Origin of the sequence: Pseudomonas sp. S09G 359 (genome assembly GCF_002843605.1) — a bacterium.
In the GTDB taxonomy this organism is placed as follows: domain Bacteria; phylum Pseudomonadota; class Gammaproteobacteria; order Pseudomonadales; family Pseudomonadaceae; genus Aquipseudomonas.
Genome location: NZ_CP025263.1, coordinates 617,143 through 630,259, shown reverse-complemented (window position 1 = coordinate 630,259; position 13,117 = coordinate 617,143). Strand labels below are relative to the sequence as shown.

General features: G+C 62.4%; 12 protein-coding genes. 3 read left to right on the top strand and 9 right to left on the bottom strand.

Going from position 1 to position 13,117, the window contains the following annotated elements:
• Window positions 1-76: 76 nt before the first annotated feature.
• From miaA to CXQ82_RS02685, 5 genes are read right to left on the bottom strand one after another with little or no spacing between them, the layout of a single operon-like run.
• A complete protein-coding gene (gene miaA, locus CXQ82_RS02705) occupies window positions 77-1,048 on the bottom strand; it encodes a tRNA (adenosine(37)-N6)-dimethylallyltransferase MiaA (RefSeq protein WP_101265907.1) in 972 nt (323 codons plus the stop codon).
• Window positions 1,048-2,964 (bottom strand): DNA mismatch repair endonuclease MutL, encoded by a 1,917-nt coding sequence (mutL, locus tag CXQ82_RS02700; protein ID WP_101265905.1) that lies wholly within the window; start codon window positions 2,962-2,964, stop codon window positions 1,048-1,050. The genes miaA and mutL overlap by 1 nt, the downstream gene beginning before the upstream one ends.
• The gene (locus CXQ82_RS02695) at window positions 2,965-4,398 is read right to left on the bottom strand and encodes an N-acetylmuramoyl-L-alanine amidase (protein WP_218274440.1); all 1,434 of its coding nucleotides are present in this window, start codon (window positions 4,396-4,398) and stop codon (window positions 2,965-2,967) included.
• Window positions 4,399-4,401: 3 nt separating this feature from the next.
• Window positions 4,402-4,872, bottom strand: coding sequence for a tRNA (adenosine(37)-N6)-threonylcarbamoyltransferase complex ATPase subunit type 1 TsaE (gene tsaE, locus CXQ82_RS02690; RefSeq protein WP_101265901.1), 471 nt, complete (start codon window positions 4,870-4,872; stop codon window positions 4,402-4,404).
• Complete coding sequence (locus tag CXQ82_RS02685) at window positions 4,860-5,720, bottom strand: NAD(P)H-hydrate dehydratase (RefSeq protein WP_101265899.1); 861 nt, start codon at window positions 5,718-5,720, stop codon at window positions 4,860-4,862. Before CXQ82_RS02685 ends, tsaE begins: the two co-directional genes overlap by 13 nt.
• A 63-nt stretch (window positions 5,721-5,783) precedes the next feature.
• Here CXQ82_RS02685 and queG point away from each other — a divergent pair, with 63 nt between their 5' ends.
• Window positions 5,784-6,848, top strand: a complete 1,065-nt coding sequence (gene queG / locus CXQ82_RS02680; RefSeq protein WP_101265897.1) for a tRNA epoxyqueuosine(34) reductase QueG — start codon at window positions 5,784-5,786, stop codon at window positions 6,846-6,848.
• On the opposite strand, the gene CXQ82_RS02675 is transcribed toward queG, so the two are convergent.
• On the bottom strand, window positions 6,845-7,462 hold the full coding sequence (locus tag CXQ82_RS02675) for a trimeric intracellular cation channel family protein (protein ID WP_177409939.1): 618 nt from the start codon (window positions 7,460-7,462) through the stop codon (window positions 6,845-6,847). The genes queG and CXQ82_RS02675 overlap by 4 nt on opposite strands.
• 190 nt (window positions 7,463-7,652) lie before the next feature.
• A complete protein-coding gene (orn, locus tag CXQ82_RS02670; RefSeq protein ID WP_003171343.1) occupies window positions 7,653-8,195 on the bottom strand; it encodes an oligoribonuclease in 543 nt (180 codons plus the stop codon).
• Between the two features lie 108 nt (window positions 8,196-8,303).
• On the opposite strand from orn, the gene rsgA reads away from it, so the two are divergent.
• Window positions 8,304-9,335: a small ribosomal subunit biogenesis GTPase RsgA gene (gene rsgA / locus CXQ82_RS02665; protein WP_101265894.1), complete on the top strand. Its 1,032-nt coding sequence runs from the start codon at window positions 8,304-8,306 to the stop codon at window positions 9,333-9,335.
• A gap of 169 nt (window positions 9,336-9,504) precedes the next feature.
• On the opposite strand, the gene motB is transcribed toward rsgA, so the two are convergent.
• On the bottom strand, window positions 9,505-10,521 hold the full coding sequence (gene motB / locus CXQ82_RS02655; RefSeq protein ID WP_101265892.1) for a flagellar motor protein MotB: 1,017 nt from the start codon (window positions 10,519-10,521) through the stop codon (window positions 9,505-9,507).
• A 3-nt stretch (window positions 10,522-10,524) separates the two neighbouring features.
• The gene (motA, locus tag CXQ82_RS02650) at window positions 10,525-11,376 is read right to left on the bottom strand and encodes a flagellar motor stator protein MotA (RefSeq protein ID WP_101265890.1); all 852 of its coding nucleotides are present in this window, start codon (window positions 11,374-11,376) and stop codon (window positions 10,525-10,527) included.
• Between the two features lie 167 nt (window positions 11,377-11,543).
• On the opposite strand from motA, the gene CXQ82_RS02645 reads away from it, so the two are divergent.
• Window positions 11,544-13,079: an HDOD domain-containing protein gene (locus tag CXQ82_RS02645; RefSeq protein WP_101265889.1), complete on the top strand. Its 1,536-nt coding sequence runs from the start codon at window positions 11,544-11,546 to the stop codon at window positions 13,077-13,079.
• Window positions 13,080-13,117: the final 38 nt, after the last annotated feature.

The following is a 13,117-nucleotide window of genomic DNA, read 5'->3' as shown; positions in this document are numbered from 1 at the left end:
GATCAATAATAAAAAATCGGAAAATAGATAGCTTATGGCCGTCACACCCCCAAGGATAGACGGCAATTGCAAGGACTCAGCTCAATATGGAGACCGTTCCCAAGTATTTCAAGGCGCGTGACAGATTGTCGCTGTCCAGGCTGTCCAACCAGTGCAAATCGCTCCAGCTGCGCAACCAGGTGAACTGGCGTTTCGCCAATTGGCGCGTGGCAATGATGCCGCGCTCCTGCATTTCGGCTGACGTCAGCTTGCCATCCAGATGATCCCAGACTTGGCGGTAGCCTACAGCACGTATCGAAGGTAACCCGGGATGCAGGTCACCTCTTGAACGCAGTGCTACGACCTCGTCGATAAACCCCTGTTCCAACATAATTGTGAATCTTTGTGCAATTCGTTCATGCAGCACCTGACGATTTGCCGGAGCGATGGCCAGATTCGCCACAGTATAGGGCAATTGTGACTGTCCAGATGCGCCTGCGTCAGCACTTTGCGCAGTTTGTTTCAGCCGATGTTCAGTCATGGTCTGGCCACTTACGCGCCAGACTTCCAGGGCTCGGGTGAGCCGCTGGGGGTCATTGGGGTGAATTCGCGCAGCGGACACCGGGTCCACGGCCGCCAGCTGGTCGTGCAGGGCTTGCCAGCCAAGGCGTACAGCCTCCTCCTCAAGCTCGGCGCGCACCTGGGCGTCGGCGGGGGGCATATCCGCCAGCCCCTCCTGCAAAGCCTTGTAATAGAGCATCGTGCCACCCACCAGCAACGGAATATTGCCTCGCGCGGTGATCTCAGCCATGGCGGCCAGGGCATCGGTGCGGAAATCCGCCGCCGAATAGCTCTCGCCAGGGTCGATTATGTCGATCAGGCGATGTGGATGCTGGGCCAGAAGCGCTTTCGACGGTTTGGCCGTGCCGATGTCCATGTCCCGGTAAACCAGGGCAGAGTCGACACTGATCAGCTCGCACGGCAGCACCTTGGTCAGCTCGATGGCCAGGTCGGTCTTGCCGGCGGCCGTGGGGCCCATCAGGAAGATCGCGGGGGGCAAGGCACTCATCAACGGCCGCGCAAGAACAGTTTGTCCAGATCGTCCAGGCCCATTTGGGTCCAGGTCGGTCGGCCATGGTTGCATTGGCCGCTGCGCTCGGTGTTTTCCATATCGCGCAGCAAGCCGTTCATTTCCGGCAGGGCCAGGCGGCGGTTGGCACGGATCGCACCGTGGCAGGCCATGGTGCCGAGCAATTCGTTGATATGCGCCTGGATGCGGTCACTGGTGCCGTATTCCATCAGGTCGGCCAGCACGTCGGCCACTAGCCGGTTGGCCTCGGCCTGCTTGAGCAGCGCGGGAATCTGGCGTATCGCCAGGGTTTCCGGGCCCAGGCGCTGCAGTTCGAAGCCGAGTTTCTGGAACACGCTGTGGTGCTCCTCGGCGCAATCGGCCTCACGCTGGCTCACGGCCAGCGATTCCGGCACCAGCAGCGGTTGGCCGCTGAGGCCTTCGCTGGCCATGGCGATCTTCAGGCGTTCGTACATGATCCGCTCGTGGGCGGCGTGCATGTCCACCAGCACCAGGCCATGGGCGTTTTCCGCGAGGATATAGATGCCTTTGAGTTGCGCCAGCGCGTACCCCAGCGGCGGGATATCACCACCGCCTTCCGGCAGCGCAACCGCCGAGCCCGCATCAGCCCCCGGCAGCGGCGCGAAAAACTCGCGATAAGCCGCCTGAGCCTCAGCCACCGGCACCGTTGATTGCGGGCGCGGCGTGTATTGATATTGATACCCCGCACCGGCACCCGCGCCCGGCGCCGTGTACGCAGGCTGCGGTTGTGGCGATTGCAGCAGGTTACCCGCCAGGCTCATCTCGCCCTGGGGGCCGAATTCACCGGCTTCCGGGCCGCTCGGGCGGACCACCGCCGTCACAATCGGCGCCGATAGCTGGTCATCCGGGCGCACATCGCCTAGGGCACGGTGCAAGGTGCCATAGAGGAAGTCATGCACCATGCGCCCATCACGGAAACGCACTTCGTGCTTGGTCGGGTGCACGTTGACGTCGACCACCGACGGGTCAACCTCAAAAAACAGCACAAACGTCGGATGCCGCCCGTTGAACAACACATCGCGGTAAGCCTGGCGCACCGCGTGAGCCACCAGTTTGTCGCGCACCGCGCGGCCGTTCACGAAGAAGTACTGCAAGTCCGCCTGACTGCGGGAGAAGGTCGGCAAACCGACCCAGCCCCACAGGCGCAGGCCATTGCGTTCGATCTCGATCGGCAGCGCCTGCTCCAGGAAGCCCGCGCCACAGATCGCCGAGACCCGCCGAGCGCGCGCGGCGTCGTCATGGGCTTCGTGCAGGCTGAGGATGGTCTTGCCGTTGTGGCGCAAGTGAAACGCCACATCGAAACGCGCCAGGGCCAGGCGCTTGATGACTTCCTGCAGGTGATCGAATTCGGTTTTCTCGGCCTTGAGGAATTTGCGCCGCGCCGGGGTATTGAAGAACAGGTCGCGCACTTCCACCGAAGTGCCCACCGGGTGCGCAGCCGGCTGGACCCGGGGCGCCATGTCGCGGCCTTCGGTTTCCACCTGCCAGGCTTGCTCGGCGCTGCGGGTGCGCGAGGTCAGCGTCAGGCGGGCCACGGAGCTGATCGAGGCCAATGCCTCACCACGAAAGCCCAGGCTCATCACCCGCTCCAGGTCTTCCAGGTCGCGGATCTTGCTGGTGGCGTGACGGGCCAGGGCCAGCGGCAGGTCATCCGCAGAGATGCCGCTGCCATCGTCGCGCACACGCAGCAGCTTGACGCCGCCCTGCTCCACGTCGACATCAATGCGCTTGGCGCCAGAGTCGATACTGTTTTCCAGCAGCTCCTTGATCACCGATGCAGGCCGTTCAACAACCTCACCCGCGGCAATCTGGTTGGCCAGACGCGGGCTGAGCAACTCAATGCGCGAGCCACTGTTCAAGACTGATTCGCTCATTTACTGCGCCGCCAATTCAGTGCCGGGGATGGTCAACACCTGGCCGACTTTCAACTCATCGGTTTTCAGGTTATTGGCGCTGCGCAAGGTGGCCGCCGATACCTGGAAACGCACCGCCAGCATGGCCAGGGTGTCACCCGGCTGCACCCGATGGTCACGCGGGCCCTGGGCGATTTTGCCGGAGTCGCGCAGCCAGGCGATGTAGGTGCCCGGCGGCGGGTTCTGCTGGAAGAACTGGCGCACACCGGCGCTGATCGAACGCGCCAGCGCCTGCTGGTGGCTGGCGCTGGCCAGTTTCGAGGCTTCGTTGGAGTTGGAGATAAACCCGGTTTCCACCAGGATCGACGGAATGTCCGGCGACTTCAACACCATAAACCCGGCCTGCTCCACACGTTGCTTGTGCAAGGAAGTGACGCGACCGATATTGCTCAAGACTTTCTGGCCGACGTTCAAGCTGGACGTCAGCGAGGCCGTCATCGACAGGTCGAGCAGTACGCCAGCGAGCATCTTGTCCTTGTCATCGAGGGACACGTTGCCGGCGCCACCGATCAAGTCGGAACGGTTTTCGCTGTCGGCCAGCCAACGGGCGGTCTCAGACGTAGCACCGCGATCCGACAGGGCAAACACCGAAGCGCCGAAAGCGGCGGCCGAAGGCGCGGCATCGGCGTGGATCGACACGAACAGGTCGGCGCCCTTCTTGCGGGCAATTTCGGTACGGCCGCGCAACGGGATGAAATAGTCGCCGGTACGGGTCAGCTCGGCGCGGTAGCCTTTCATACCGTTGATCTGGCGCTGCAACTCGCGGGCGATGGCCAGTACCACGTCTTTCTCATGCTGGCCGCGCGAGCCGGAGGCGCCCGGGTCTTCGCCGCCGTGGCCGGCGTCGATCACCACGATGATGTCGCGCTTGCCGGCCGGAGCCGGCGGCGGTGGTGGCAACTTGACCTGCGGTTGCGACGGGTTGACCGGCACTGCAGGCACCATGGCCACGCTTGGGGTCGGAGCAGGCGGCGGCGCGGCATCGGCGGCGTTGTCGAACAGGTCGACCACCAGCCGGTTGCCGTACTGGGCATTCGGCGCCAGGGAGAAGCTCTTGGGGGTCACGACTTTTTTCAGGTCGATGACCACGCGCAGGTCGGTCGGCGTACGTTGGGCCGAGCGCATGGCGGTAATCGGTGTGTTGGCGGTGGAGACTTTCAGCGGCGCGGCCAGGGTCGCACCGTTGATGTCGATCACCAGGCGATCAGGCGCCGTGAGGGTAAAGACGCTGTGCTGGACCGGGCCAGACAGGTCGAACACCAGTCGCGTGTTATCCGGCGCTCGCCACAGGCGAACACTTTTCACCTGTGAAGCAGCCAGAGCATTGACAGTCATTGCCGCAAGCAACACCCCTACGACACTAACCAACGCGCGAAAGCGCATACCTAACCCCATCTATTATTTGAATTCCAATGCCAAAGCGGCGCACCAAGACTGGCCGCGCGCGCTCTGGGGCAACAACTTCAGCTGACGTCCATGCTCATGCGGCGTAATGGTAATGGTCAGGTCCGGCTTTGGCAAAAAGCCTGTGCCTTTATCTGGCCACTCGATCAGGCATAACGCGTCTTCGTCGAAGTAATCACGGATGCCCATGTACTCCAGCTCTTCGGGATCCACCAGGCGGTAGAGGTCGAAGTGAAACGCGCGAATCGCGCCAATCTCGTAGGGCTCAACCAGGGTGAACGTAGGGCTTTTTACCGCCCCCGTATGGCCCAGGCCGCGAATAATCCCACGGGACAAGGTGGTCTTGCCCGCCCCCAGGTCGCCTTCGAGAAAGATCAGCCCCGCCCCGCCCGTGACTTGGGCAATGCGCTGACCAAACGCCACCATGGTGTCTTCATCGGCCAGGAAAAGAATTACTTCAGGCACGGCGACTGCTCCTCCAGCAATTGACGAATGGCGGGTATCAGGTCGCTGGCCGCCAGCCCGCGACCAAAGGTGCCTTGGCGATCCCCGGCGGTGGCGTGCAGCCACACGGCCAGGCAACTTGCCTCAAAGGCCGGCATGCCCTGGGCCAGTAACGCACCGACCAGGCCGGCCAGCACGTCACCGAGGCCCGCCGTGGCCATGGCCGGATGGCCCTGGTCGCAGCGCGAAACACGCCCATCCGGGCTGGCAATCAAACTGCCAGCACCCTTGAGGATAGCCACTGCATTGAATCTGTGACTCAACGCGCGCGCCACCTTAAGACGATCGGCCTGAACCTCGGCTGTCGAAATCCCCAACAACCGCGCGGCCTCCCCCGGATGCGGAGTGATCACGCAGTTGGCCGGCAGGCTAATATTGCCCGTGGCCAGCTGGTTCAGCGCGTCTGCGTCCCAGACCTGCGGCTGATCGGCGTTGGCGGCAACCGATAGCAGGCTTTTACCCCAGGCGGCGCCACCCAGGCCCGGGCCAATCACGATCACCGAGATTTTTTCCAGCAGCCCCATCAATTGGTTGGCCGAACTCACGCCTACCGTCATCACTTCCGGCAAACGTGCCAATGCGGCGGGTACATGCTCCGGGCGAGTCGCCAGGGACACCATGCCCGCGCCACTGCGCAAGGCACTTTCCGCGCTCAGCAGCGAGGCGCCGCCGAAGCCGCGGTCGCCGCCGATCACCAGCAGGTGGCCGAACTGGCCCTTATGGGCGTCTGGGGAACGTGCAGCCAGTTGCGGCAAATCGCCGTGTAACAGGGGCTGAACGTCGGATATTGGGTGTTTTGTCTGCGGCATGCGTCTTCGAGCTCCGATGTCTGGCAGAATTATACGCATCTAACCTGTGGTTTCCCGTGTCTCATGCCCGCTATTACCTCCGATCTGCCCGCCCTCGCCCAATCGATCAAAGACTGGGGCCGCGAACTGGGCTTTCAACAAGTCGGCATCAGCGGCCTGGACCTGGCCGAGCATGAACAGCATCTGCAACGCTGGCTCGACGCGGGCTACCACGGCGAAATGGACTACATGGCCGCCCACGGCAGCAAACGCTCGCACCCCGATGAACTGGTGCCCGGTACCTTGCGCGTGGTGTCGCTGCGCATGGATTACCTGCCGGGCGACACCCAAATGGCGCAGCTGCTGGCCAAGCCGGAAAAAGCCTACGTCTCGCGCTACGCCCTCGGCCGCGATTACCACAAGCTGATCCGCAAGCGCGTACAGCAGCTGGCGGACCGCATCCAGGCGCAAATCGGCCCGTTCGGCTTTCGCGCGTTTGTCGACAGTGCGCCGGTGCTGGAAAAAGCCATCGCCGAACAAGCCGGCCTCGGCTGGATCGGCAAAAACACCCTGGTGCTCAACCGCAAGGCCGGCAGTTATTTCTTTTTGAGCGAACTGTTTGTCGATTTGCCCCTACCGGTTGACCCACCCCACAGCACCGAGCACTGCGGCCGCTGCACCGCCTGCCTGGATATCTGCCCCACCAACGCCTTCGTCGGCCCCTACGTGCTGGATGCACGGCGTTGCATTTCTTACCTGACCATCGAACTCAAAAGCGCGATCCCGGAAGACCTGCGCCCGTTGATCGGCAACCGTGTATTCGGCTGCGATGACTGTCAGATTGTTTGCCCGTGGAATCGTTTCGCGCGCCCTACGGCCGAGAGCGACTTTACGCCACGGCATAACTTGGATAACGCAGAACTGGCCGAGCTGTTTATGTGGGACGAAGATAAATTTCTCAGCAGCACCGAAGGCTCGCCATTACGCCGCGCCGGGTATGAGCGCTGGCTGCGCAACCTGGCCGTAGGCCTGGGCAATGCGCCGTCGAGCATTCCGGTGCTGGAAGCCCTGAAAGCGCGGCGGGACTACCCTTCGGAGCTGGTGCGCGAGCATGTGGAATGGGCACTGAACCAGCACGCCACGCGCTAGTGTACGTCGTCGTTGTAGACGAACTTGGGCATTTCCCAGTGAAACCGAATCGCCAGCAGGCGTAAGAGAAAGCCGCTGAACAGGGTCAGCAGGATCGCTTGCTCGCTGGGCAGCTCCAGATAAAGGCAGAGCATGTAGAACCAGGCGGCGAGGAACGACACGCTGGCGTACAGCTCGCGGCGGAAAATCAGCGGGATATCGTTGCAGAAGATGTCCCGCAAGATGCCGCCGAACACGCCGGTGATCACCCCGCTGACCGAGGCCACCAGCATGCCGTGGCCCATTTCCAGGGCGGTCATGCAGCCGATCAGGGTGAAGGCCACCAGGCCTAGGGCGTCCAATGCCAGGAACAACGAACGCAGGCGGCACATCAGCGGCGCGATAAAGATCGTCACCAGTGCAGCGACGGAGGTCAGCACCAGGTATTCCGGGTGCTTGACCCAGGTGAGCGGGTAATGGCCCAACAGCACATCACGCACCGAACCGCCACCCAGCGCCGTCACGCACGCGATCAACACCACGCCAAACCAGTCCATGCCGCGCCGACCGGCGGACAAGGCGCCCGTCATGGCTTCGGCGGTGATGGCGATGAGGTAGAGCATCAACAGCATGATGGCGATCCTTGCAAAGAGGCGCGCAGTCTAATCATTTGATGATGGCACCAAAAGGGGGCGCAAGGCGAAAGACCGTGTCGCGCCCTTCGCGAGCAAGCCCGCTCCCACATTTGACCGAGGCGTCATGACGAACACGGAACACTGTGGGAGCGGGCTTGCTCGCGATGGCGCCAGGCCAGGCGCCAGATCTTTAAGCCTTGATGAAATGCTTGCGGTAATGCTGCAGCTCGGCAATCGACTCGCGAATATCGTCCAGCGCCAGGTGGGTGCTGCCTTTATGGAAGCTGTCTTTGACTTCCGGCGCCCAGCGCGCGGCCAGCTCTTTGAGCGTGGACACGTCGAGGTTGCGGTAGTGGAAGTAGCTTTCCAGGCCCTTCATGTGGGTATAAAGGAAGCGACGGTCCTGGCAGATGCTGTTGCCGCAGATCGGCGACTTGCCCTTGGGCACCCATTTTTCCAGGAAGGCGATGGTTTCAGCCTCGGCCTCGGCCATGCTGATGCGGCTGTCGCGCACGCGCTGGGTCAGGCCGGAGTTGCCGTGGGTGCGGGTGTTCCACTCGTCCATGGTGGCGAGCACGGCGTCGCTGTGGTGGATGGCGATCACCGGACCTTCGGCCAAGGTATTGAGGTTGCTGTCGGTGACAATGGTGGCCATCTCGATGATGACGTCGGTGTCAGGGTTCAGACCGGTCATTTCCAGATCGATCCAAATCAGGTTCTGTGGGTTTTGCATGGCTTGATTCTCTTGGCACCTTGGCGTAGCTGCGCAGTTTAGCAGGCGGGGCCGTGCTAGACTCGCGACCGTTTTACCCAACCTTTGCATTATCGACACGGAACACCAATGGCCAAACGCCAGCTCAACCGTCGCCAAAACTGGCGCATCGAAAAGATTCAAGGTGAACGCGCCGCTCGCGCCGCCAAACGTGAATCCTCCGCCGTAGAAGCGCTCGAGGGCGGCGACCTGGGCCCCGAACAAACGGGCCTGGTGATCGCGCACTTTGGTGTGCAGGTCGAAGTCGAGGCGCTTGAAGGCGAGCTCGCAGGCTCTGTGTTCCGTTGCCACTTGCGCGCCAACTTGCCTGCGCTGGTGACCGGCGACCAAGTGGTATGGCGTGCCGGCAACCAGGGTATCGGCGTGATCGTCGCCCAGCTGCCGCGCACCACCGAACTACGCCGCCCCGACAGCCGTGGCCAGCTCAAGCCGGTGGCGGCCAACGTCGACATGATCGTGATCGTGTTCGCGCCGCTGCCCGAGCCCCATGCCAACCTGATCGACCGCTACCTGGTCGCGGCCGAGCATGCCGGCATCCGCCCCTTGTTGCTGCTGAACAAATTCGACCTGATCGACGAGCAGAACGCCCCGGCGCTGAATGCATTGCTGGCGGTGTACCGCACGTTGGGTTACCCGGTGCTGGAAGTCTCGGCGCATCACGGCAATGGCATGGAACAGCTGCAACAGCAGTTGGACGGGCGCATCAGCGTGTTTGTCGGCCAGTCGGGCGTGGGCAAGTCGTCGCTGGTCAACAGCCTGCTGCCAGAAGTTGACACCCGTGTCGGCCCGCTGTCGGAGCTATCCGGCCAGGGCACCCACACCACCACCACCGCACGGTTGTTCCACTTCCCCGGCGGCGGTGAGCTGATCGACTCCCCAGGCATCCGCGAATTCGGCCTCGGCCACGTCAGCCGCAGCGACGTGGAAGCGGGCTTCATCGAATTCAACGACCTGATCGGCACCTGCCGCTTCCGCGACTGCAAACACGACCGCGAACCCGGCTGTGCACTGCTCAAGGCCCTGGAAGATGGCCGCGTGCAGCAGCAGCGGATGAACAGCTATCGGTCGATTATTGCGAGCTTGCCGGAAAGCAGTTACTAACCTGCACTGCTGACATTGTGGCGAGCGGGCTTGCCCGCGTTGGGCTGCGAAGCAGCCCCAATAAAGCACAACACGGTGTATCAGGCACTCCGCATTCCCCGGCTTCAGGGCTGCTTCGCAGCCCAACGCGGGCAAGCCCGCTCGCCACAACAGCCGCAATCGCCGCTACCTAGGTACCCGTCTTAGGCACCGTAGGATCTTTTACGCCACCGTCATCAAACAGGTTCAGCTTCTGGCGCAGTTCATGCGCCGGTAACGGCTCTTGCCCTGGCGGAATCGCGTTCGGGTCGCTCGGCACTTCACCTGGCGCGCCCGCGCCTGGGGTCGGCGCCGGTGGTGGCTGATCACCTTCAATCGCACGCTGGGCCTTTTTGGTCAGCACCACGATGTCGATGCGGCGGTTGATCGGGTTGAACGGATCCTTGTGATCAAACAGCTGCGAGGAAGCAAAACCGACCACGCGCGCCACTTGCGGGTCCGGGTAGCTGCCGGCGACCAATGCGCGGCGAGCAGCGTTGGCACGGTTGGCCGAAAGCTCCCAGTTGCCGAAATCACCCTGGCCTGCATAGGGCTTGGCGTCGGTATGGCCGCTGATGCTGATCTTGTTCGGCACGGCCTTGATCGTGTCGGCCATGGCCAGCAGGATGTCTTCAAAGTAGGGCTTCAAGCGCGCACTGCCGGAGTCGAACATCGGGCGGTTGGCCGCGTCGGTGATCTGGATGCGCAAGCCGTCCGGAGTGATCTCGAAGGAAATCTGATCCTTGAATTTCAACAGCTGCGGGTTTTCCTCAACCTTGGTCTGCAATTCTTGGAGCAACAGTTCAAGGCGCTCCTGCTCGACCTGCTCAGCCATGGCCTCGACGGTATCGCGCTCGATCGGGATTTTTTCCTGGGGCGCTTCGGTCTTGATTTCCGGGTTGATGGTGCGCTCAGGCGCCAATTGCGGCGAGCCGCCCAGGTCGATCACGAAGGGCGTGCCGCTTTCCGAGAAGCCAATCGGGTCTTTGAAGTAGCCGGCGATGGCGATCTTCTGTTCGGGCGTGGCGGTGGACATCAGCCACAGCACCAGGAAGAACGCCATCATCGCCGTCGCAAAGTCGGCGAAGGCGATTTTCCAGGCACCACCATGGTGCCCCGCAGCGAAGCGCTTGACGCGCTTGATGATTATCGGCTGGTTGTTTTCCATGGCTTAGCGACCGCGAACCGCTTGTTCCAGCTCGGCGAAGCTTGGGCGATGCTTGGGGTACAGCACTTTGCGGCCGAACTCCACCGCCAGCGATGGCGGCATGCCGGAAGCGGAAGCAACCAGGCTGGCCTTGATCGACTCGTACAGGTTGACCTCTTCCTTGGCATCGTGGGCCAGGGAGGTGGCCAACGGGCCGAAGAAGCCGTAGGCCGCGAGAATACCGAAGAAGGTACCCACCAACGCCGCACCTACGTGCATGCCGATGGCCGCCTGGTCACCCTCGCCCAGCGAGGCCATGGTGACCACGATACCCAGTACCGCCGCGACGATACCGAAGCCAGGCATGCCGTCGGCAATGCCGGTGACGGCATGGGAGGGGTGCTCGAGTTCTTCTTTAAGGCTGAACAGCTCCATGTCGAACAGGCCTTCCAACTCATGCGGGGCCATGTTGCCGGAGGACATGATGCGCAGGTAATCGCAGATGTAGGCGGTCATGCGCTCATCTTTGAGCACGGCCGGGTACTTGGCGAAAATCGGGCTGGCGGCGGCGTCTTCGATGTCGGCCTCGATGGCCATCATGCCTTCGCGGCGGCTCTTGTTGAGGATCTCGTAGACCAGGCCCAACACCTCAAGATAGAAGGTGTGGGTGAAGCGCGAACCGAACATGCCCAGCGACTTTTTGATCACGTGCATGGTCATGTAGCCGGGGTTCGCCTGCAGGAAGGCACCCAGTGCCGCACCACCAATAATCAACACCTCGAAAGGCTGGATCAGTGCCGCAATTTTACCGTGGGACAGGACGTACCCGCCGAGCACGCTTGCGAAGACGACGATGATGCCGATAATTTTAGCCATAGGAGATGAGTACTTGCGCCGTCGGGTTCATGGACATATTTGGGGTAACTGAAAAACTCTTGTTCTACTTATCGGCAAAACTGCGCCAGACTATAGCCCGTTAAGGCGAAAAGCCAGTTCGGCCCGCTCCGGGCGTGTTGACCGCAAGTGATGATCGCGCCCCAATCATGGCTAATGAAACGACAGTCCCAACTGCAAAACCCAATTCTCTCGCCGCTTGGATCAAGCGCCTGGACGATGTGCTGCTGCCTGTTCCCCAGAGTAGCCATGACCGTGTGTGCAAAGGCATCCGCGATAGCCGCAGCTCGTTGCGAGATATTGCCGAACTGATGCAAAGCAGCCCGGCTCTGGTGCTCAGCGTGATGCGCGAGGCCAACAGCCACACCCATGGCAGCCTGGCGGCCCCCGCAGAAAACCTCGAAGTCGCGCTCAACCGCCTGGGCCTCAAGCGCGCCGAGGAATTGCTGGCGCGCCTGCCCTCGGTGCCCGACGCGGAAATCCCCGTGGCCTTGCGCCAGTTGCTGCTGGTGAGCCAGCACGCCTCGCAGCAAGCCAATGGCTTGTTCGGCAGCCGCTTGGCGCGGCTGTGGCAAGACATCCACTGGGGCAGCCTGCTGTTTCTGTCGCCGCTGTGGCCAATGGTGGTGGCCTATCCCAAGCTTCTGGAAGAATGGGAACTGCGCGTTATCCATAAAGGCGAGCGGGCCCGCAAGGTCGAACAGGAACTGTTCGGCGTACGCCTGCTGGACCTGTGCCTGGGCCTGACCGAAACCTGGCACCTGCCGATCTGGGTCTCCCAGGGCTATACCTTGCTGCGCAACGAGCAGCGTCTGCTGGTCAAGGCGCTGCACATTGCCCGCGAAGACGACCCGTTGCGCCATCAGCAGTTGCTCGATGCCGAACCCAACCTGCGCCGCTGGCTGAACCAGCCGGCCAATACGGTGCTGCTGGCCAATGGCCTGGCGATGTCGGCCCAGGAATCCTGGACCTGCCCGCACACCCTGCGCTGGCAATACCTCACTGCGCTGTACCTGCAACAGCCTCTGGGCGAGGTGCAGCAACAGGTTCACCAGCAAGCCGTCACCAGCGCCCGCAGCACCTTGATGCCCGACCTCTGGCACCCGGCGCTGTCGCTGATCTGGCCGTGGCACGTGCAAAAAATTCACCGCGGTCTGCTGCCTGCCCCGCCCCCCACCGCCGAGGCCCTGGCCGTGTGGCGCAAGCGCTGCACCGAGTTGCTGGTGGAGCCAAGCCGCTTTGCCAACGCCATGCACCTGACCACCTGCGCCCGCGAGGCTCTGGTAGCCAGCGGCATGCAACGGGTCATGCTGTTGATGACCGATCGCGCGCAGAGCACCTTGCGGGTGCACCAGGTCGACGGCCTGCCCAAGGATGCCGACAACCTGAGCCTGGATGTGGTCAACAGCACATTGCTGCAGCGCCTGCTGGAAAAGTCCGCGCAAGTGCGACTCACGCCAGACAACCACGCCCAGTTCTCGGCCCTGCTGCCGCCGATCCTGCGTCGGCTGTTCACCGGTGAACACCTGCTACTGCGTTCCTTGAGCTGCAACGGCAAGGTGGTGATGCTGATGGTGGCCGACCAGGGCGGTGGGCCGTTCTCGGAAACCACCGTGCAGGCCTTCGGCAAAACCGCCCAATGCATCGAGAAAGCCCTGCACAGCTTTACCAACCGCAACGCCTGATCCTTGCGCTACAATCGCCCTCTTTTATCGCCAACATT